The sequence below is a fragment of the Vibrio sp. SS-MA-C1-2 genome (assembly GCF_021513135.1).
Lineage (GTDB): Bacteria > Pseudomonadota > Gammaproteobacteria > Enterobacterales > Vibrionaceae.
In genome coordinates this window covers 694,127-717,011 of the sequence record NZ_CP090980.1, presented here as the reverse complement: position 1 = coordinate 717,011, position 22,885 = coordinate 694,127, and the positions used below count along the sequence as shown (strand labels likewise).

Here is a 22,885-nt window from a genome sequence, read left to right as displayed (position 1 = left end):
TGTGTCTCTCCAAGGACATAAGTTAACATACTTATACTTCCCTTTTAGTTTTTAATTTAAAGTAAAATGTTCATTAATTTTATGGATTGGTGATTTTAATACAATATCTTTTGATATTAAATTCACTTCATCCAGAAGTGCATTAAGATCCCAGTCAACAGGCATACCTTTATATAATCTAGTTTTCCCATTAACAATAACTTGGTCGATTTGGGATTTATTCATTAACCTCACCATCTCCCAAATCAAATCCCAACTAGGTGATAATTCTGGAATATAAATATCAATAATCAAGAAGTCTGCTTTCTTTCCTATCTCTATAGAGCCGATATCATTTGATTTTATACTTTTTGCAGCTAAGTCTGTTGCCATGGATAGCCAAATATCACCACTACCACAATTAAAATCGCCATTCTTAATGCCATAAGTAAACCTATGAGCCATTTCTGCTGTATCCATTAATCTAAAACCATCACTTCTCGTACTATCAGTTCCCAATCCAACATTAACATCCAAGTGATATAACAATTCAGCAGGTAAAACGGCATTCCCTTTCCATGCACTCGCGACAGGACAATAACTGACATTAGCATCTGCATTTTTAATCAACTTCAATTCAGGTGGAGTTAAAAGTGTGCTATGGGCAAGAAGAGTGTATTCATTTAATGCATTAGCTTTAGATAAATGCTCAATTGGGCGCAATGAACGATCAATTAAGGAACGCTCAACCGCAACCAAATGCTCATTGGCATGTGTTTGAAATAAACATTTAGATTCTTTACAAAGATTAGCTGTAAATTCTAATGCTTTATCTGAGGCAATTTCAGGTATTGCTATAGCTAATGATGGCGTGATTAAATCGTGTGATTGATATTGACTGATAAATCTCTCAGATTCTTTCACAATATCTGTCATTGGTCGAAATTCATTAGCTCCAATCTTATCATTTGACGTTTTTGCTAAAACCGCTCTAATTCCAACTTCTTCAATTGACTCTGCTAATAAACTTAAACTTTTCTCAGTTCTTGCTCCTGGATCAACAACGGTTGTAAATCCACCCCTCAAAGACTCTAAGCATCCCAGTTTAGCCGATAGCTTAATAGATCGTTCCGTAAGATTTGATTCCATAGGGATCCAGATCCGTTTAAAGATTTCAGAGGGTTCACCAAACACAAGTGACTTACCAAACGATTGAGCTAAATGATTATGTGTATCAATAAACCCAGGGCTTACTAATTTATTCTTAATTTTAACTTTTTGATATTCTGGGTATTTACTTAGCAAGTTTTCTACTGTATCAATATCTTTAAATAGTTCACCTTTAATAACAAAACCAAAATTTTGCTTAACTTCACCTTTATATATTAAATGATCAGGAATATAAATAGTATTATCTTTTATTTCAATGGAATGTGTCATTTTATAATTTCCAATTATACTAATTGAGAAGATATTCACCTAGTTATGAATACACTAAGTGAATGAGCAATATTAATGTGATAAGCTTTCAGATAAATTAGGTTTAGATTGTTTCTTTGTTTCTTTTATTATGAACAAAACATTGACCAGTAGTGCAGTTAATGTACCGGCTGCTAATCCATTACCTAATGTCATCTGAACAATAGGATGGAAATTAGAATACAATTGAGGAATTAATGTAGGAAGCAACCCCATTGTTAACCCAGCAGATAACGTATACATTTCCGCATGATTTTTTAATTCAACTTTTCTTAGCATATCAATACCAATGACACCAATAATGGCAAAAACCATAACTGCGGTTCCACCGATGACATAAGGTGGAATTAATGCGGCTAATCTACCAATTGGAGCAATTAGTGAGATGAAAATTAAAATAAAACCGGCCATTAACGTGACATATCTTGATTTAACATTTGTAGCTCTTACTATGCCAATATTTTCTCCTGAAGTTACAATCAATGATGTACCAAAAAAACCACCAATTAATGATGATAAAGCATCTGCTTTAATTGTTTTTGGTGCAATTTTAGCAGGGTCCTCTTTACGTCCTGTAATTTCTGCTGTTGCTATTGTTTGCCCTGTAGCCTCAGCCATTGAAATCACAGAAAAAAGTAATAAAGGTAATGAAGCCCATAAGTCAAATTTAGGCATACCAAAAGGAAGGAATGCTGGGAATGTTAAAACAGGGCCATTTAATACTCCAGAATAATCAATATTCGTGAACATATTAGCAAAAAATGTCCCAGCTAATAATCCAATCATCACCGCTAAACGTTGAAGTGTACCTGATAAGAAACGTGCACAAAGAATAGTAAAAAGAATCGTAGCTCCGGCCAACATCACATGTGTTGTTGATGCATAATCAACATCAGTTGGTTGTCCAATAATATTACCACCAAAAACTTTAATTAATTTAATTGAAACTAATAGCAACATAGTTCCTATAACGATAGGAGGAAAAAATTTAATTAATCGTTGAAAAAAAGGTAACACAAGAAAATAAAAGCAGGCAGTCATAATCACCGCACCACTTGCTGTTTGTACATCCGTTTGTGTTGCAATCGCAACAAAGATAAAAATAGGAGCACCACCAGGTAACATAATAAAAGGTAACTTAGCTCCCATATTGAAAGCTCCAGTACTTTGCAAAATAGTACCTAAACCACAAACAAAAAATGTCGCACTAATCAAGCTAACGGTCATGGACATAGGAAGGTCTAAAATACTTGCAATTAGAAATACCCCTGTTAATGGCGATGCTGCCATAACAAGTACATGTTGAATACCATAAATGATTTGTTTTTTTAATGATAGCTTTTCGTCAACAGGTTCAATAACTAGTTTAATATCTACATCTTTATTCATCATAACATTACATCCTAGTCTGTTTATAAATATTTTATGAGATTAATAATTTAAGCTATAAATCGTTAGTTATTTCTTTACACAACAAAAAAACCAAAACGATTTGGCATATTAAGCCAAATCGTTTTGGTTGTGTCGACACCAAATATTTTAAATTCATATCTAAATCACATTATTTTAAATTTAATAATGTATATTTCATTATTAACTAAATAGTTATTAACCCTTGCTCATAGCAATAAGAGTCCTATTATTTCCATATATTTATTTGACTAAATTATTATTGAGTAGACTCTTTTTCAATTAGAACAGGGGAAGGGATTAAGCTATTTATCTCTTTTGATTGGTCTATTTGGCTAAATAATTTTTCTAGGGCTATCATAGAAGCATCTTCTAAATGCAAATCAATAGCGGTCATAGGTGGTGTTGATGTTTGAGATATAATCCCATCAAATCGAGTGCATATTTTAATATCTTCTGGTACATTTATTTTTTGACCTTTTATATAGTTTAAAGCCCCTTCAGCAAACGTATCGATAGTAACAATAATCCCATCAATATCTTCATTATGTGTTAATAAGTATTCTGCCGCATTATATCCAGCCTCGACGCCATCGTTTTCATCTGCATATACAATTATTGGTAATCTATTGTATTTATGCATTTTATCAAGATAGTCGTCTTTGATTTCTAGTTGAGATAATCGAGAAGACTCCCCCATAATTAATGCAATATTAGAACATTGTTTTGTGACTAAGTGATTTATTAGTAGCGTTGATATTTTAGTATAATGTAAATCTACAAACTGATTACTATTGGTAATATTTTGATTACAACCGATCGATACAAAAGGTATTTGCTGTTTTTTTAAAAATTCAATGCAAATATCATCATTCTCAGGTTCAATGATAATAGCACCTGCAATATCACTTAAATTATGTAATTTAGATTTTGTTGTAACAGGAGGGGTTAACAAAATACTATAATCTTTATTAATAGTTAAGTGTGTAATTTCAGATACAATATTAAAAAGAAAGCCTAATTTAGAATGAGAATTTGAAGTTGCGAGAGGCATTGAACTAATAATAGCAATCGTATTATTTTTCTTTGTTCTTAAACTACTTGCGACTTTACTCGGTATGTAACCCATTTCATCTGCTTTTTGCTTGATTAAAGCTCTTGTTTTAGGGTTTACACTCCCTTATCATTTAAAGCGTGAGAGACAGTTGTTACTGATAAAGAAACTGATTTTGCCACATCATGTATAGTTATTTTCATTGTAATTCAATCATATCGAAACGTTCATTTATCATAACATATTAACCAAAGACTTATATTATTGATATAAAACAACTAATTTAAAAGGTTTAATTATTGGTCTTCATTAATTAAAAAGCACCCTCTTCCTTTAGAGTCATATATTTGTACTGGTACATAAGGTTATTGGGGTTGCCCATAGACGGAAAGCGAGTAAATAAAACCTATGAATTCAGGTGCATTATATAATTGAGACACAGTTAGTAGTCAATAATCTAGTCGCTTTAAGTAAGAATGGATGATACCCAAAGTAATTGGAGTTGCTAGTAGGCGGCAAGTGAATGAGGCCCCATGAGTCTAGGTTTTCTATATGATTGGGGTGACGAACGCAGCCAACAACCTAGCAACTTCAAGTAAGAAGGGATGATACCCAAAGTAATTGGAGTTGCTAGTAGGCGGCAAGTGAATGAGGCCCCATGAGTCTAGGTTTTCTATATGATTGGGGTGACGAACGCAGCCAACAACCTAGCAACTTCAAGTAAGAAGGGGATAGCCATTTTTTAGCTAAATATTTTTAAATAGCCATAACATTACTTTGATTTTTAGCTCAAAGAGACCAGTTACAACTAACGAATACCATGCAAAAATTCGTGACGGGTCGCAATATTACGTTTAAATATCCCACCAAGCGCTGTTGTGGTTGTCGCACTTGTGGCGTCCATCACCCCTCGGGCTTTCACACAATAGTGGGTTGCATCAATACTAACGGCGACATCATCGGTTTCAAGTAGAGTTTGCAGCGCAATTAATACCTGCTGAGTTAAACGCTCTTGAACTTGAGGTCGTTGAGCGAAAAAGCGCACAATACGATTAATTTTAGATAGGCCAATGATTTTATCTTTTGGCATATACGCGACACAAGCCTTGCCATCAATGACCACTAAATGATGTTCACAAGTACTGGTTAACGTGATGTTTTGCACCCTAACCATTTCATCAACCTGCATCTTATTATCAATCACCGTGATTTTGGGGAATTTTTGATAATCTAAACCAGAAAAAATCTCATCAACATACATTTTAGCCACGCGTCGAGGTGTTTCGATCAAGCTGTCATCAGTAAGATCAAGACCTAACGTCGAAAGGATCTGCTCCATGTGGTGCTCAATTTTGTCTTTTTGTTCTGACGTTGAAAGTAAGTTGTCACGAGTTGGCGTCTCTAATCCTTTCGCCTCTAGGGCTGACTTTACTTTTATTGCTTCATCCGTTAATGCCATTTTATGCCTCTTTACCAATGACTTTGTCTAGTTTACTGACTTGAAGTATTTCTAATCACGATTTATAGAGAATACCGCAAATAAATAAAATAAACACCTCAGTTTTGATCTTCATCTGTCGAAGTCTTTGAGTTTCTGTAATAATATTATTTATAACTCTTACATTTATAGATGGATAGAAACGATGGCAAGTTGTGATGCTCCTGGCTTAATGCCAATTGAAGATGCGTTAATTAAGATTTTAACCCCTGTAAAACCGGTAACTACCGTTGAGAATTTACCTCTTCCAGAAGCGATGAGTCGTGTTGTAGCTGAAGATATCTGTTCACCGATTAATGTGCCCCCTTTTGCCAATTCCGCTATGGATGGTTATGCCATCAATACGGCGGATCTTGAAAAGAACTTAACACTACCAATGGCGGGAAAATCTTTCGCGGGTCAACCTTATGAGGGAGAGATGCCTGCGGGAAGTTGTATCCGCATTATGACAGGTGCAGAAGTTCCTGTTGGTTGTGATGCAATTATTATGCAAGAGCTAGCAACGGCAAATGGCGACCAGATCACATTCGAAGAGATCCCCAAAGTAGGTAACCATATTCGCCCTATTGGTGACGATATTGTAACAGGTGCAGTAGTAATTAAAGCCGGTACACGCTTAACCGCTCGAGAAATGCCACTTTTAGCCTCTTTAGGGGTCGCTACAATTCCTGTTTTAGCTCGACCTAAAGTTGCGTTTTTCTCAACAGGGGATGAACTTCGCCCATTAGGTGAAACGTTAGAAAAAGGCCAAATTTTTGACAGTAATCGTTATGGTATTCACGCGCTATTAACTAAATTTGGTTGTGAAGTGATTGATTTAGGTATAATCCCAGACGTACCTGAATTATTAGCCCAAGCATTTGAAAAGGCAGACCAACAAGCTGATGTTGTCATCACCTCTGGTGGCGTCAGTGTCGGTGAAGCAGATTACACCAAAGATATATTAGAGCAAAAAGGTCGCATCGATTTTTGGAAAATTGCAATGAAGCCTGGTAAACCGTTTGCTTACGGAACACTCGATAACTCTATTTTCTGTGGTCTTCCCGGTAACCCTGTTTCAGCCATGTTGACACTGTATCAATTAGTTCAACCGCTTCTAGCTAAATTAGCAGGCCACACCGATTGGCAACCACCGCTACGTATCCAAGCTAAAGCCAACACTATCTTTAAGAAACGCGCAGGTCGTACTGATTTTCAACGTGGTGTTTATTCAATTAATACTCAAGGTCAATTTGAAGTATCAAGCTGTGATAACCAAGGTTCTGGCGCATTTAGTTCAATGCATCACGCCAACTGTTTTGTGGTACTAGAAAAAGATCGTGGCTTCGTAAACCAAGATGAAACAGTCACGATTGAACTGTTTAACTCAACTTTATATTAAGAGATGATCATGGCGGAATTAACCGATAAAGAGATGCTGCGCTACAACCGTCAGATCATCTTGCGTCAATTTGACTTTGAAGGCCAAGAGGCACTTAAATCTAGCTCAATGTTAGTGTTAGGTGCTGGCGGCTTAGGCTGTGCGGCCACTCAATATCTTGCTTCAGCAGGCGTTGGACAGTTAACGTTGATTGATGATGATGTGGTTGAGCTATCAAACCTACAACGTCAACTTCTCCATAGTGATGAAACGATCGGTATGAGCAAGGTGGAATCCGCGAAGCAAAGTTTACTAAAAATAAACCCGAACATTCAAGTTGCAACAGTCAATCAACGTCTTAATAATCAGCAACTAACAGAACTCATTAAGCAACATACATTAGTGTTAGACTGCTGTGATAATGTTGACACTCGTAATCAACTTAATGCTATCTGCTATCAACTTAAGAAGCCTTTGATCTCTGGTGCTGCAATTCGAATGGAGGGACAAGTTTCTGTCTTCACCTATCAAGACGATAACGAACCATGTTACCAATGTTTGAGCTCTCTATTTGGTCAAAATACATTAACTTGCGTAGAAGCTGGGATCATGGCACCAGTCGTTGGTATTATTGGTGCAGTTCAAGCCATGGAAGCAATCAAAGTGGCCGCGAATATGGGTTCACCTCTAACAGGAAAAATTTTAATGTTAGATGCAATGAGTATGAGTTGGCGTGAAATGAAACTGTCTAAACTACCCAATTGCTCAGTTTGTGGTTAATCGTATAATTTCGACTCGATAAAGCCAACGATTAAAGGGAAGAGATGGAGTGATATCTACTTATTGCTTCCCTTATTTTTTCTGAATAATCTTTAGCTAAATGAGTTGAAGTTGCGAGCATCCTAGATTAACAGGCAAAAAAAACGCCAAGCTGGGGAAGCATTGGCGCAAAAATAAATAGTAGTAATAAGTGCTCTCATCCGAAAGCATGCGCATATAATAATGGCACTCAACCTCTCTGTATACCCTCAATAATGGGATTGACATTCCCATATTTAAAATTGTTATAAATAACATTTATAATAAAATAATTTAACGCTTTAAAGGGGCGATTAATCTCCCTAAAAATCTCCTTGACCTTAGAGTCATGACCAACCTCTATCATTGCCTAATTCATTTTCATTCTAGTCGTTAAAGGTTTTAAACGATGCTATTTATCCAAAACTTTTTAGAACTCTTTTTATCTGCTGCACCTTGGCTCCTATTTGGTTACTTTGTTGCCGCGGTGATTAATCTCTATGTTCCTACTGACATGATGGTCAAATACCTCGGTGGTCACTCTTTTGGTACCACAGTCAAAGCTGCTCTCATTGGTGCCCCACTTCCTTTATGTTCATGTGGTGTTATTCCGGCAGCATTAGGTCTTCGTCGTGCAGGGGCATCAAAAAATGCAACAACCTCATTCCTAATTGCGACCCCAGAGACTGGCGTTGACTCCATTGCAGTCTCTTATGCGTTACTTGGGCCAGTCATGACGATTGCTAGACCACTTGCTGCAATCTTTAGTGCTATTCTGGCTGGCTTTCTTGTCGGTAAATCCGAGGAAGAAGAGACAAATAACAAAACTAAAAATAAACTAAAAAATCTTACTCCTATTAATAACTGCAGTCAGAGTAAAGATAAATTAGCAAATCCAAGCTTTGAGATTAATGCCATAAAGGCGACTAAAGGTTGTTGCTCAACGTCACCTAAACCAGAAGAAACAACGACAACCAGCTGTTGCTCAAGTAAACCAACAAAAGAAGCTAAACCAAGTTGTTGCTCAAGTAAGCCAGCGAAAGAAGTTACATCAAGCTGCTGCTCAAGTTCAACACCTCAAAACGGTAAGCCGAAAAGTAAGTTAAAACTGGTTTTTGATTACACCTTTGGTAATCTTGTCTCTGACACTTACAAATGGATTTTTATCGGAATTCTATTTGCAGCGGTTATACAAACTTTTATTCCAACTTCTTGGTTAATTCAATGGGGAGATGGCTGGCTAGCCATGCTCGTCATGACACTGATTGGTATTCCAATGTATATTTGTGCAACAGGATCGACACCCATTGCAGCAGGATTTTTATTGGCAGGAATTTCACCTGGTGCGGTATTGGTCTTTATGCTGGCAGGTCCTGCAACCAATGTCGCCACGTTAGCTTTAGTTAAGCAAGAGCTTGGCATGCGTGCATTAGTAAGCTACTTGACTGGCGTTATTGGTGGTGCTTGGATCTTTGGTATCGCAGTCGATTGGATTATCAATAACTGGAACTTACATTATCAACCTGGCACATGGAGTGAAGAAGCCGTTCTTTATAGCTGGCCAGTGGTGTTATTAAGTATCATTTTAGCGGTTGCAATGATACGCGCGATGCTGAAAGAGTACGTTCCTCAATTAAAAATCGCTTAACGTCATCATTCGCCCCCATCATAGAGCACGACGATGCTCATGGGGGCAATGTCATGTATTGTCAATTGCTCTCCAATGATTAGGCGTCAGAAACAAAAAAGCCAGACTTCTTTCTATCAAGATTTAATTAAATCAAGCAGAAGAATTCTGGCATTTTAGTTAACAATTTCACTATTTACTAATAATTAACGATTACTCACGTTAAAGAAGTTAATATCAAAAAATCAATTATTAGCTTGTAACCCATTTACACTTTAATCATCCATTAAGACTCAATAGTCATGAGCAGTTTAACCATTAAATTTTTTTATTAACGGTATAAACCTAAGTCACGTTGAATATGCGGAGATAATTCACGTAATTGATAGTTTAACGGTGCAGTTTTTTTCGTTGTAAACATGTTGATGATACGCTTGAAGAAGCCAGTGTTTTTAAGTGCTGGTGCAGAAGTTGTTGTCATTGTATCGTTTAACGTTGCTGAATGTGCCATAAAATGTACCTTCTAAATTAAAGTGGGTTAATCATTAACTGGTACTAATTTTACGTCATAAATCGGTGGTTAAAAAATGACAATAATTTCACTGTAACATTAGTTTTTCTAATACCTAAACAGGGGTATACTAAATATTTTATATTTAAGCAAAAAAAGCGAATCTCCACCCATAATTAAGACCTATTTTGAATAACTAATCATTCGAGAACGCTTATCAAATAGACTAATCAAGATCACATTATTCACAATCACACGGAATAAACGTATTCAAATCTTGCGCTATTTTTCCTAAGGTAGGATTCGATTTACAATAATTGATAAAACTATCCGCTAAAGTTGCGGTTAGTGGCATTATTTCGTTATCTCGAGAGAGTAAGGCAAAATACCCCTCCTTCCCCATTGCAGTAAATGCAGTTGTTACAACCGTATAATTTTTATCATCGATAATATCAACCCATCTTCCATTGATTAATGATTGGCAGTTTGTCATTCGTCGACCATGCGCTTTATTCCCCTGATAACAAAAACGAAGTTCAGCCGTATACGGAAAGCTTCCCGTTCCTGTTCCACTCACCCCATTATTGGTGGCATTATTAATAGCTCCCTCTAAGGCAGCAATAATATATTTACCGGTTATTTCAAAACTGACCACATTGACCGCAAAAGGAAGTAATTTACCCGCAATATCAGCAGCAGAAAGTCGTCCGACAGGTAATGAACTTCTTACACCACCGGCATTATGTATCGCAAAATCAGCCTTCACCCCCAACTCCCTAGCTTGTCGAAGCATACCCGCAGCCACATGAGGACCCACTTGACTCCCTCCTTTGTGATCTGGAATACGGACATGGCGAAGGGGCTCAACAATATGGGTAATATGTTGTTGCTGTAACTCTTTAATCTCTTTTCTATACTGATGATCAAGCAGAGCTTCAACTTGAGGATCTTTATGGCAAAAAAGAATATTCGATTGCTGTTGCAGGTAGTGATGGTAATAAGCAGATTCAGCAGCTGATACTTGGATTGTTTTTTCAGCATTAATAAATATCTTCTGCCCTAAAAGAAGTTGATTTTCTCCTTCTTCTAAACTTGCTTTACCACTTTCAGAAAAGGCGATAATCGCAGACCCCAATGCAATGGTATTACAACCCGCTTGTAAAATCAGAGTTTGATTAATTGCAATGCCATACTCGCCATGATTACCATAACCAAAAGGTCTAAAGTCTCCCTGCATGGTATGGCTATGTCCACCGACAATCAGACTAATACCGTCAACTTCTTGAGCAAGTTTTTTATCTAGCTCCAAACCTTGATGACTCAAAAGGACAATATTATTAATCCCTTTCCCATGAAGTGCTTTCACGGTGTTCTTAGCAACCTCTACCGCACTTTCAAACCAAGTATCAGGATCTGGAGAGGCAATTTTTGCCATTTGATCAATAGATAAACCAAACAATGCAATCGTGTGTGAGTTATCTGACGGTTTAGGATTAAAATGAAAGTATTTGACTTCCGCTAATTGAGTTTTGTTGTTGTAAAAGTAACCGTTCTTTCGATTTTTTAATGTATTAGCTTTACTCTCGTCTTCTTGACTTAGATTCCAATTTCCAGAAAAAAAGGGAAAATTAACCTGATCAAGAAAATTCGCAACGGGTAAATTACCGAGATCTAACTCATGGTTACCTAGTACCATACCATCTAGATCAAGCGTATTTAATAATGGCGCATTCGCCTCACCATGAAAGAATGAAAAATAGAGGGAGCCTTGGAAGCAATCACCACCATGGAGATTCAAGCTTGGGATCCCTTTTTTAACGGCCTGTTGTTTTTTTAATTCAAGCGCAGTTTTAACACGAGCAAAGCCACCACAACTGACAAAGATCTCAACACTGTGCTGCTGTTCTGTGCCTCGGCCATCATAACTTGGGAGGGTTATTGGCAGTGGAAAAGGATCAAAATGAGAGTGGGTATCATTAATATGATTAATCTGTAATTTTAGATGCTCATTAGCCATGCTCATCGATCCATTTTAAAAATTAGTGGTAAATTTGAGTATAAAGGGTAAATCGTAAATATAACCTATTATTTAGGTTGAAATTAACCACACACCAACTCCCATCATTAATACACCGGATATTTTATTCATTAACTTCACATTATTTGACTTTTTCAATAAAGCTTTAAGGCTTTTTCCGCCGGTGGCATAAAGAGACATACAGATAAACTCAAAGGTTAAAATAATAGAAATAAGAATAATTAGCTGTGGTGTAAGGGCTTGGTTTTGATTAATAAAAGGAGGCAATAAAGAGACCATAAAAGCCCAACCTTTCGGGTTTGATACCGCGGTAATAAAACCCTGATAAATAAGTGATTTTGGATCAACGTTGGCTGAAACATCCCCAGAAGCATCAAGAGCCAATTTTCCTTTAGATTGCCACATACTAATACCAATATAAAACAAGTAAGAGCCACCTGCCCACTTTAGAACATCAAATAACCAAGGAAAGTTAAGCATAACACCTGCAATACCAATGACCGCAGAAATAGAGACCAGTGCAACGCCTGCCAACTCGCCAATCATCATCCACAATGCTTTACGGTAACCAACACTCATCCCTAAAGTTAGCGCTAAAGTCATACACATACCAGGAGTGATCGAAACAAAGAAAAACGTCGGCACAAAAGCGGCCAATAAAGTTAAATCCATTTTAAGTACTTAATAAATAATAAAGGTGGCTATTCTACGTTTTATCAAAAATTCTGCAAAGTAATTCAGGGATCAGTTAAATGAATGACCATTAAAACGATCTTAAAGTCATTATCCCCTTCTTACTTGAAGCGGCTAGGTTGTTGGCGTCGCTCATTCGCCCTAATCATAGAGTACACCTATACTCATGGGGTCTCACTCACTTGCCGCCGACTAGCAACGCCAATTATTTTAGGTATAAATGAGTAAATAAGTACCAAATGAGTAAAAATTAGATAGGAAGTGAGTGGGCAGCCATCCACATTCGGAGTGAGGGTTGATTGGTGTTAAACTATTAGCTGAAATACCCAAATAGCTTAAAGTCGAAGAGATAAATCGCTTTCTATAAAAGAAGTATTTGAGGTCGACTCATTCACAGCAAATCAATTGACGGTGTAAAGTAGAAAATCTAATCAATTTAGATTGATTTTAGTACCAATTAAGTTCTATTTATATCATAACGGGGTAAAAGAAGATAACTAACCAACTCAACAGAGAAAAATTCAAGCTAAGTTAATAAGAACAGCAGGTTATAAATATCAAAAAAGCCGCCATAAGCGACTTTTTGTCTATTGATGTAACAAAAGATTGTATTAAAAAAGTAATTACATCAAAAGTGGTTAGTTTTTAGATTTTTCTCGCTTAACCATAAAAAACCCACCAACGATAAAAACTAAAACTAATAATATTTCCATGCCAAAGCATCCTCATCAATTTGCTGAAATATAGAATTTGAAAACGCGGCTATTCTATCAACAATTGAGTAATTTACCAGCAAAAAAATTAAAAAATCACACTTAATTAATTAACAAGGACGTAACAACTGTTTTTTGTTATCTTAATATGTATATTCATTTAATACTGTCATCGTGACAGTGATCACAGATGAATTGAAAACCCACTTAATATCCAGTGCTAGAATTGAAAGTAAGTCATTTATTTTTATATGAAAATTAACAATGTAGCCTCCCTGTTTCGAACAATTTATCGCCAGATAAAATGATAACGACACCGAAAACAGATACAGTAAAAACTCATTTAGTAAATACTCTAAATGATCACTAAAAACTAAATAACAAGCTTAATCACTGACTATTTGCGACTAAATTACTCATTATTCATTTTAATTTTGATGAATTAGTTAAAATTGAATTTTTATGATCAGAAGTTAAGATTAATAGGTATTATTTCCCCACACTCAACAGCAACATTAAAAACTGCCAATTTCAAATATATCGATATTATAAACTAAATATAAATCATTATTGATATTTTACAGTAACATTTATTACTGATTAATCATATTGACATATACCTAAAAGAATTAGAGTTGCTAGTAGCCGGCAAGTGAGTGAGCCCCATGAGTATAGGGGGACTATATGATTAGGACGAACGAGTACAACCAACAACCTAGCGACTTCAAGTATGAAGGGGATAAAGAGAAGAGGCATCGATTTACAATGTAAATCGATGCCTTTTGATTTTATCTTGATAAGAATAAGCGATACCTAAAATAATTGGAGTTGCTAGTAGGCAGCAAGTGAGGCCCCGCGAATATAGGTGTACTCTATGATTGGGACAAACAAGCAATACGGTTACTGTTATAAACCTAGCCTCTTCAACTCTTCAAGCATGAAGGACTATTGATATTCAATAACCGTGATTTCAGCGCCCTGTTCAATTATTCCGCTATTTCTAGGAATGATATTTTGACCAAAAATCACCCAACCTTTCTCATTACAACGATAAGTTGTAAGGGTTTTCATTGGCTCTTGGCTTTCACTCTTCTTACCTGTTAGTGGATCTACCGTCGTCATAATGCATCGGCTACAAGGTTTGACAATATCAAATTCGATATCACCAATTTTAATTCGCTTCCACGTATCTTCTGCAAAAGGTTCTACACCAGAAACCACAAGATTAGTTCGGAATTGATCCATAGTATGAACTTCAGAAGAGCGTTGATTGAGATCTTGCAAAGACCCTTCACTAATGACTAAGAGTGGAAAACCATCAGCAAAGGTTAAATTATCCTTGGTCTCGCCACCAATACGATTTGGTTCTTCACCAATGTAGAGGAGTTGTGCGGGTTGCCCAATAACCTCACTCACCCATTGATCGGCAATATCTAAGGTTGAATAAGCAGAAAAGCTATCATTCCAGACTTGAGTTGATATCAGTTGCTGAGAAAAGTCTTGATAACGAATCGTTAAATGCCCTTTCGTAGGATAATTCAACGTTAAACCAAAAGGCTGTAAGTTGGTCTGTAACTTAACTAATTGAGGAAATTGACGCGCAGTTGCCATCTTGCCACTGTTAAGCATAATCATAAAGTGACGATCAAAGCTTAAACCTGTTAGATTAACCCAGCTGGATGAAAGAGATATCCCAGAGGTAGATTTGATCGGATAAATATTAATTTGTGATAGAACCGCTGTTGATTGACTCATCCTTACTCCATTCATTTGTCAAATTGATGAATAACTTGGTTGCTACTTCCTCGCCACTTTAAGCTTGGATCGGCTAACTCTTTGACAAACTTACCATCTACTAAAGCTGAAAGATAGGGTAAAACTTGCTGCTGTCGTTCATTCAACTCTGACAATTTATACCCCGTCCAACACCAAATATCTTTATCGGGACATTCACGTTCCACTCTTTTCACTAACTGTAAAATTGCTGAGATATTTTCAGGATGAAGGGGATCACCACCAGAGAGGGTTAACCCTCGGCGCTTAATTCGCTGATCTTGAAGGTCTGCAATGATTTGATCCTCCATTTCTTGATCAAATAAATGACCAGAATCTAATCGTAACGTAGACTGATTATAACAACCTTTACATTGATGTTCGCAGCCAGAAACAAAAATTACCGCTCTGGTTCCTGGGCCATTTAACACGTCAATGGGATAATAAGTGTGGTAGTTCATTGTCAATTACTCTACTTTTTGATTAGGTTTTAGATCTGATTACGGTAAATTAATATGGAAACAAAAAATGGCAAGTCTGTTGATTATCCCAACAGCACTGCCATTCCTATTTATCTTAAACGTATTGTTTATAAATGTTTTACGCGACGCTGAACTTCTTCTTGTTTACCACTATTAAATGGACGTGCATCTGGACTACCTAAATAACCACACACTCGACGAGTCACCGAAACGGTTTGAGGATTATGATTACCACATTTGGGGCAAGTAAACCCTTTACTGGTGCTGTTAAACTCACCGGTAAAACCGCATTCATAACACTCATCAATCGGCGTATTTGTTCCATAATAAGGAACTCGACTGTAGCTGTAATCCCAGACATTTTCTAACGCTTCTAGGTTATGCTGAATATTCGGGTATTCGCCATAACAGATAAAACCACCACTTGCGATTGCAGGATAAGTCATTTCGAAATCGATTTTGTCGTAAGGATTAACTTGTTTTTCAACATCTAAATGGAAACTATTGGTGTAGTAACCTTTATCTGTCACACCATCAACGACACCAAACTCTTTTGCATCTATATTGCAGAAACGGTTACACAGATTCTCACTTGGCGTACTATAAAGGCTAAACCCATAACCAGACTCTTCTTTCCAGCGCTCAGTGACAGCACGTAAATGCTGGACAATTTCAACCGCTTTTTGACGCAAGATCTCACTATCATAAACATGAGTTTCAGTACCAAATAGGGCATTGATTGTTTCATGAAGACCAATGTACCCTAGTGAAATAGAGGCACGACCATTTTTGAAAATCTCACTAATATCATCATCTGCATTTAAACGAACACCACATGCACCTTCCATATAAAGAATAGGTGCAACACGGGCTTTAACCCCATTTAAACGTTGAATTCGGAAATCCAATGCACGCTTGGTTAGCTCTAACTGTTGATCTAACAACTGATAGAAAGCAGCCTCATCACCTTTCGCTTTCAAAGCCACTCTTGGTAAGTTAATTGAAACCACACCTAAATTATTACGACCATCATGAACCAGTTCGCCATTCTCTTCGTAAGTCCCTAAAAAGCTTCGGCATCCCATTGGGGTTTTAAATGAACCTGTCACTTTAACCACTTGATCATAGTTCAGGATATCAGGGTACATACGTTTAGAGGCACACTCTAACGCTAACTGCTTAACATCATAATTGATATCGTCAGGCTTATGGTTTAAGCCATCTTTAATCGCAAAAACTAATTTAGGGAAAACCGCTGTTTTACTATTCTTACCTAAGCCAGCAATGCGATTCTTTAAAATTGACTGTTGAATTAACTTTGACTGCCAGCTTTCACCCAATCCAAAACCAAAGGTAACAAAAGGCGTCTGGCCATTCGCTGTATGTAAGGTATTCACTTCATACTCTAATGACTGAAAGGCATCAAAACACTCTTTCTCTGTCCGAGTGATCGCAAATTCTTGCGCATTGGGGATCTGCCACTCTTCAGCGACTTTAACATTTTTCTCAAAACTCGCAGTCACATAAGGCGCAAGAATTTCGTCAATGCGGTTGATGGTTGTTCCACCATAAATATGACTCGCGACTTGGGCAATAATCTGAGCAGTAACTGCCGTTGCAGTAGCAATAGACCGAGGCGTATCAATCTCCGCATTACCCATTTTAAAACCATGGGTCAACATGCCTTCAAGATCGATCAACATGCAGTTAAACATAGGGAAAAAAGGTGAGTAATCTAAATCGTGAAAATGAATATCCCCATTTTGATGCGCTTGAACAATGTCACGAGGTAACATGTGTTGTGTGGCATAATGTTTAGCAACGATGCCAGCGAGTAAATCACGTTGAGTCGGGATCACTTTGCCATCTTTATTGGCATTTTCATTGATAATATCAGTATTAGTTAGATCGACTAAACCACTAATCTCACCATTTAGACGACTACGTTTGTCACGAGCAATATCACGGTCGTGTCGATATTCGATATAAGCGCGTGCCACTTCTTTATGCGGGCCTTCCATTAATAGATCTTCAACCGCATCTTGAATTCGATTTATCTCTACTTCTTGTTGCTGTTTAAATTGAACTTCAACCGCCTCAGCAATAGAAAGGGCATACTGTTCATCTAGGTCAGTGACCGTTTTCGCTGCTCCTAATACTGCATCTTTAATACGAGTGGTAATAAATGGGACTCGGCATCCATCTCGTTTAATCACAATCGGCATATCAAAAACTCCTAACCATAAATGAAAAAGAATATCAACACAAAATATAGGGCTTATATTTTTAGTTAACACAATATGTGGGTATTAAGCGCTAACCAGATAAATTAAACATTGACCATGATCAATAAACATTAGATACAGAACAATCCTTCTTCTACTTATTTTTTCAACGAATAAAATCAATCAATCAATAGGAATAAATGACAAAAACCTATTAAATTAGACTTGAGATCTGCTGTATTGTCCTGTATTTGATACTGATTGAATATTGTTACTCAGAAGTCACACTCTGTTATTGAGCCAATAAAAAAATAATCGTAATCTCCGAAACGAACCATCATAAAACATTGTTTTTAATTGCTTTTTATTAAAGTATATTAATTTTTATTCAAAATAAACCGATTTAAGTTGGAGATAACTTATGAATTTTATAAATAAATTGATTGAATCTATTAAAAACTTTTTCAACTCTTTAACCAACAAAGAGAAAGTAGCTGAAGAGCAACAGCCCCCGACACCAGAGAGCACAGAACAAGATGCGACATTGGCGCAAAAAGCAGAAGCCGCCGCAGTGAAAGAAGAAGCCCAGCAACAAGAGCAATCACTCAAAGGGACGATTGAAGAATCGGTTGACCAACAACCAACTGAAGCACCTGAAACAGAGTCTGAAGTTAAACGCTAGCTCCCTCTTTTGTAATAAAAATAGAGAGATAACAAGGTTAATTTCTTCTCTCAATTTAGTTGCTAAGAGATAAGTTTGTTTATATTCTTCTTACTTAAAGTTGCTAGTCTAGGTTTATAACAGTAACGGCTACGTTCACTCTCCTCAATCATAAAGTACATCTATGTTCATGGGGGCTTACTCGTTTATCACCGACTAGCAACACCAATGATTTTGCCGACAACTCAATGGATAGACTTTAAGTCATTGAGTTAAAGCGAGGATTAACCTAAAAAACACCTGAAACAATCATTTATGTTTAAAATAGTTTATCCTTACTTAAAGAATATTTTTTGAGACTTTTTACATGGAATTTTGGAGACTCTGTCGCCGTTGGTTTATCTCCCATATAAGCCATATTACAAAAAAAACTTTACTCATTGCGCTAACCAGTTACTTAGTTATCAGCTGGTTACTCCTTATTATTGCTCAAGAAGAGCAGTTAACTCACTCTACCTCGCAATTTATATATTACATATTAGTCACCGCCTCAACGGTCGGATATGGTGATCTTTCACCTTCAACGCCTTTAGGTCAGTGGGTTGTTGCTCTATTTGTAATACCTGTAGGGTTGAGTCTATTTGGTGTCATTATAGGGCAATTAGCAAGTGCAGCCATTCAGTATTGGAGAAGTGGCATTTTAGGAACAAGAGAGGTAAACGTGAAAGATCATATTTTAATTTTAGGTTGGAATGAACAGAGAACACTTCATTTAATCAATATGTTGCAACATGAAGTAAAAGAGCATCGAGCGATTGTTCTTTGTGTTCGACCTGAGATGGAAAACCCACTTCCAGGTAAAATAGAGTTTGTTCGCGTCAATAGCTTTACCGACCCACAAGTTGCTGAGTTGACCTCAATGAAGACGGCTAACTGTATTATTATTGATAATCCAGAAGATGACATTACCCTTTCTGCCGCTTTATACAGTAGTCATTTAAATCCGAAAGCACACCTACTGGCTTATTTTCATGATGAATCCTTAGCGAAATTACTGAAGCAACACTGTCCAAATGCTGAATGTATTCCATCAGTGGCGGTGGAGATGTTAGCAAAAGCGGCGATTGATCCCGGTTCCAGCGAATTACATCATGAGCTTTTAACTAGCCATAAAGGGATGACTCAATATAGTGTCATTTATCAAGGCGAAAATCGTGAAATAGCCTCACTTTTCCAGAAATTTAAAGAACAGAATGATGCGACACTCATCGCGATTGAACAACAGGGCGAAATCATAATAAACCCTGATTTAACAACCAAGATTAGTCAAGGGGATAAAATTTTCTATATCGCTGATGAGCGTATAGACAATTTTCATTGGCATTAATGAGTAGTTAAACACTTTATAAAAACAAAAAGAGCAGCCTCTAAGAAGCTGCTCTTTTTTATTAGGCTTACAGAAGAAAACTTAATCTGCGATTTTATGCTCTAATGGCTTTTTCGCAGTCACTATCGTCTCTGATTCATCCAGATCATCATCATTCTTCTCATGATTATGTTCTGCTGCTAAGAAGCTATATACCGTTGGTACAACAAACAGCGTAAATAGCGTACCAATCGACATACCAACGGTTATCACAAGACCGATAGAGAAACGACTCTGAGCCCCCGCACCAGCAGCAATAACCAATGGAACAACACCGATAACCATCGCGGCTGTTGTCATCAATACGGGACGTAGACGAATTGCCGCTGATTTCTTCGCAGCTTCAATCTTACTTAACCCTTCTTCACGTTGAAGCTGGTTAGCAAACTCTACAATCAAGATACCGTGTTTACTGATCAGACCGATTAAAGTTACCAACCCGACTTCGGTATAGATATTTAATGTATCCACCCCGAAATAGAGTGGGATCATCGCCCCAAATATTGACAGCGGAACACTGACCAATACCGTTAATGGATCTCGGAAGCTCTCAAACTGTGCAGCCAGCACTAAATAGATAATAATCAAGGCTAAGAAGAACGTCTGAACCAAAGAAGAGCCTTCTTGGATAAACTGACGTAATTGACCTGATGTATCGGTACTATAAGATTTAGGTAAAATCTCTTTTGCTGCCTGTTCCATCACAGTATAGGCATCACCGATACTGACACCTGGCATCATCTTACCTTCAATCGTTGCACTGTTTAACTGCTGGAACTGATCAACCGCTGAGGGCTGAATACTTTGCGTAATTGTCACAACTGCAGAAAGAGGAACCATCTCACCATTTTGAGACTTGATGTAGTAACTCTTCAGTTTTTCACGAGTATTGCGATAGTCCCCTGAAACCTGAGTAATAACCTGATAACTACGTTCGTTTAATGCAAAGTAGTTAACAAAACCTTCACTCAAATAACGCTGCAAAACAACACCGATATCCGAAGGGCTTACCTGCATTAATGCGGCTTTATCGCGATTAATTGAGATCTCAAGCTGTGGTTTGTTGAAATCTAAATCATTCTGCATATAGATGAATTTACCGCTCTTCATTGCGTAAGCTTTCATCTTCTCAGCATAGTTATATAGATCTTGATAACTGCCTGTTGGCGTTTTTAAAATCATCTGAAATGGAAGACCTTGTGGTGTTCCTGGTAAATCTGGTGGTGAGAAAGTATAAAGCTGAACACCCGGAAGTGACACAGTATCCTTCTTAATTTCTTTCATCAAGTCTTGTGCAGAACGTTCGCGCTGTCCCCAATCCGTTAATACCGAGAATCCAAAGAACGTGTGGTTATTAGTATAACCATTAATCATCGCTGTTAATTGAGACTCAGGATAGGATTCGGTGGTTTTACTTAATGGCTTAGTAAAGTTATCCAAATAATTAGTATTTGCATACGATGGACCTTTACCCATCATCATCACGATACCCTGATCCTCTTGAGGTGCAAGCTCAGAAGAGGTATGAGTAAACATAAAGACCAAAGAGACTAGAATGGTTGCCGCTAATGGCCAAACCATAATTCGGTTGCGAAGACAGCTCGATAACATTTTCTCATAAAATTTGGTGACCTTTTCTATCACTCGGTCAATTTTCTTAACTAATGGTGCTTCTAAGGTATCTTTTGATAACATCTTAGAACACATCATCGGAGTCAATGTTAAGGCAATAAAGCCAGAGATAATCACTGATCCTGCCAATGTGAAGGCAAACTCAGTAAACAACTTACCCGTTAATCCTCCCATAAAACCGATAGGCGCATAAACCGCAGCAAGCGTAATGGTCATTGCAATAACCGGCCCTGTGATCTCCCGTGCACTTAAAATTGCAGCTTTAAGTGGAGGCGTTCCCTCTTCCAAATGTCGGAAGGTATTCTCCACCACGACAATGGCATCATCGACCACCAGCGAGATAGCCAATACCATCGCTAACAATGTCAGCAAGTTTAAACTAAAACCAAGCGCCATCATAAAGAACATTGAACCGATCAGAGACAAAGGTATCGTCACCAATGGGATAAACATTGCTCGGAATGAGCCTAAAAAGGCAAAGATCACGATAATAACGATCAGTGCGGCTTCACCAAGGGTTTTAATTACTTCTTCAATGGAGGAGTTGATAAACTTAGTTTTATCGTAAACAACTTTTGCTGTCACACCATCAGGTAAACTGCTTTGAATCTCAGGTAGTACCTTGTAAGCATCCTCGACTACAGTTAACGGGTTTGCCGTTGCTGTGTTGGTTAATGCCACCATAATACTTTGATTACCATTGAATTTTACAATAGTATCGTAACTGTTTGCACCTAGCTCAACCGTCGCAATATCTTTAACATGAATAAAACGACCATCTTTTGCTTTAATCGAAATATTCTTAAATTGTTCAACGGTGCTAGCATCAGTATGTGCATTGATCTCAATCTCAATGAAATCATTTTTCACTTTACCCGCAGCACTAACCGCATTATTCGCTTTGATTGCCGCTTGAACATCAGAGGCTGTCACGCCAAATGCAGCCATTTTGGTTGGATTTAGCCAAAGACGCATCGCAAAGTCACGCTGACCAAAAATATCAACCTTTGATACACCACTAACTGTTGAGAAAATTGGCTTAGCTACTCGGCTCGCAAAGTCTGAAAGTTGTTGTGTCTCGAGTGTGTTACTCGATAGTGCCAAATACAAAATTGGTGAATCAGACGTTGATTTAACGATACTCGAATCTTGTACTCCTGCAGGCAAACGGTATTTAACCTGTTGAACTAAAGATAGGATTTCAGTTAACGCTTTATCCGAGGGATAATCTAACTTTAAGTAAACGGTAATCGTTGATTTACCCAAACTACTGTCTGATGTCATATAATCGACACCTTCAGTTTGTGCAATCTGTGCTTCTAACGGCTGTGTTACATATCCCTGTACACTTGACGAGCTTGCACCTGGATAATTAGTTGTTACGGTAATAACACCAGACTCAAGTTTTGGATATTGTCTTACTTGCAGATCTTGGAATGATTTCAAGCCAAGTACTAACAAGACCAAACTTAAAACGATCGCAAGCACCGGTTTTTTAATAAAAACATCAGTAAACTTCATTCACA

The 22,885-nt window shown here is 37.3% G+C and carries 16 protein-coding genes; 5 read left to right on the top strand and 11 right to left on the bottom strand.

The window, feature by feature from the left end; translation table 11 throughout:
- Positions 1-51: 51 nt before the first annotated feature.
- From L0B53_RS03130 to folE, 4 genes are all read right to left on the bottom strand, one after another.
- Complete coding sequence (locus L0B53_RS03130; RefSeq protein ID WP_235059024.1) at positions 52-1,419, bottom strand: amidohydrolase family protein; 1,368 nt, start codon at positions 1,417-1,419, stop codon at positions 52-54.
- Between the two features lie 72 nt (positions 1,420-1,491).
- Entirely contained in the window at positions 1,492-2,850 is a 1,359-nt protein-coding gene (locus L0B53_RS03125; RefSeq protein WP_235059023.1) for a uracil-xanthine permease family protein, read from the bottom strand.
- A 277-nt stretch (positions 2,851-3,127) separates the two neighbouring features.
- A complete protein-coding gene (locus tag L0B53_RS03120) occupies positions 3,128-3,997 on the bottom strand; it encodes a substrate-binding domain-containing protein (RefSeq protein ID WP_235059022.1) in 870 nt (289 codons plus the stop codon).
- Positions 3,998-4,730: 733 nt separating this feature from the next.
- Positions 4,731-5,381, bottom strand: a complete 651-nt coding sequence (folE, locus tag L0B53_RS03115) for a GTP cyclohydrolase I FolE (RefSeq protein ID WP_235059020.1) — start codon at positions 5,379-5,381, stop codon at positions 4,731-4,733.
- 184 nt (positions 5,382-5,565) lie between these two features.
- Here folE and moeA point away from each other — a divergent pair, with 184 nt between their 5' ends.
- From moeA to L0B53_RS03100, 3 genes are all read left to right on the top strand, one after another.
- Positions 5,566-6,801 carry a molybdopterin molybdotransferase MoeA gene (moeA, locus tag L0B53_RS03110; RefSeq protein ID WP_235059018.1) on the top strand — a complete coding sequence of 412 codons (1,236 nt, stop codon included), beginning with the start codon at positions 5,566-5,568 and terminating at the stop codon, positions 6,799-6,801.
- A gap of 9 nt (positions 6,802-6,810) precedes the next feature.
- The gene (gene moeB / locus L0B53_RS03105; protein ID WP_235059017.1) at positions 6,811-7,560 is read left to right on the top strand and encodes a molybdopterin-synthase adenylyltransferase MoeB; all 750 of its coding nucleotides are present in this window, start codon (positions 6,811-6,813) and stop codon (positions 7,558-7,560) included.
- A 427-nt stretch (positions 7,561-7,987) separates the two neighbouring features.
- On the top strand, positions 7,988-9,226 hold the full coding sequence (locus L0B53_RS03100; RefSeq protein ID WP_235059016.1) for an SO_0444 family Cu/Zn efflux transporter: 1,239 nt from the start codon (positions 7,988-7,990) through the stop codon (positions 9,224-9,226).
- A gap of 310 nt (positions 9,227-9,536) precedes the next feature.
- Here L0B53_RS03100 and L0B53_RS03095 read toward each other — a convergent pair whose 3' ends face one another.
- The 6 genes from L0B53_RS03095 to nrdD form a co-directional block, all read right to left on the bottom strand.
- Positions 9,537-9,716 (bottom strand): hypothetical protein, encoded by a 180-nt coding sequence (locus tag L0B53_RS03095; RefSeq protein WP_235059015.1) that lies wholly within the window; start codon positions 9,714-9,716, stop codon positions 9,537-9,539.
- A gap of 241 nt (positions 9,717-9,957) precedes the next feature.
- Positions 9,958-11,733 (bottom strand): bifunctional UDP-sugar hydrolase/5'-nucleotidase, encoded by a 1,776-nt coding sequence (locus L0B53_RS03090; RefSeq protein ID WP_235059014.1) that lies wholly within the window; start codon positions 11,731-11,733, stop codon positions 9,958-9,960.
- 72 nt (positions 11,734-11,805) lie between these two features.
- Positions 11,806-12,426 (bottom strand): LysE family translocator, encoded by a 621-nt coding sequence (locus tag L0B53_RS03085; RefSeq protein ID WP_235059013.1) that lies wholly within the window; start codon positions 12,424-12,426, stop codon positions 11,806-11,808.
- 1,679 nt (positions 12,427-14,105) lie between these two features.
- A complete protein-coding gene (locus L0B53_RS03080) occupies positions 14,106-14,915 on the bottom strand; it encodes an MOSC domain-containing protein (protein ID WP_235059012.1) in 810 nt (269 codons plus the stop codon).
- Between the two features lie 11 nt (positions 14,916-14,926).
- Positions 14,927-15,394 carry an anaerobic ribonucleoside-triphosphate reductase-activating protein gene (nrdG, locus tag L0B53_RS03075; RefSeq protein WP_235059010.1) on the bottom strand — a complete coding sequence of 156 codons (468 nt, stop codon included), beginning with the start codon at positions 15,392-15,394 and terminating at the stop codon, positions 14,927-14,929.
- Positions 15,395-15,522: 128 nt separating this feature from the next.
- Entirely contained in the window at positions 15,523-17,640 is a 2,118-nt protein-coding gene (nrdD, locus tag L0B53_RS03070) for an anaerobic ribonucleoside-triphosphate reductase (RefSeq protein ID WP_235059009.1), read from the bottom strand.
- Positions 17,641-18,061: 421 nt separating this feature from the next.
- On the opposite strand from nrdD, the gene L0B53_RS03065 reads away from it, so the two are divergent.
- On the top strand, positions 18,062-18,322 hold the full coding sequence (locus L0B53_RS03065; RefSeq protein WP_235059007.1) for a hypothetical protein: 261 nt from the start codon (positions 18,062-18,064) through the stop codon (positions 18,320-18,322).
- Between the two features lie 346 nt (positions 18,323-18,668).
- Positions 18,669-19,688 carry an ion channel gene (locus L0B53_RS03060; protein WP_235059005.1) on the top strand — a complete coding sequence of 340 codons (1,020 nt, stop codon included), beginning with the start codon at positions 18,669-18,671 and terminating at the stop codon, positions 19,686-19,688.
- Positions 19,689-19,769: 81 nt separating this feature from the next.
- On the opposite strand, the gene L0B53_RS03055 is transcribed toward L0B53_RS03060, so the two are convergent.
- The gene (locus tag L0B53_RS03055) at positions 19,770-22,880 is read right to left on the bottom strand and encodes an efflux RND transporter permease subunit (RefSeq protein ID WP_235059003.1); all 3,111 of its coding nucleotides are present in this window, start codon (positions 22,878-22,880) and stop codon (positions 19,770-19,772) included.
- Between the last annotated feature and the right edge of the window lie 5 nt (positions 22,881-22,885).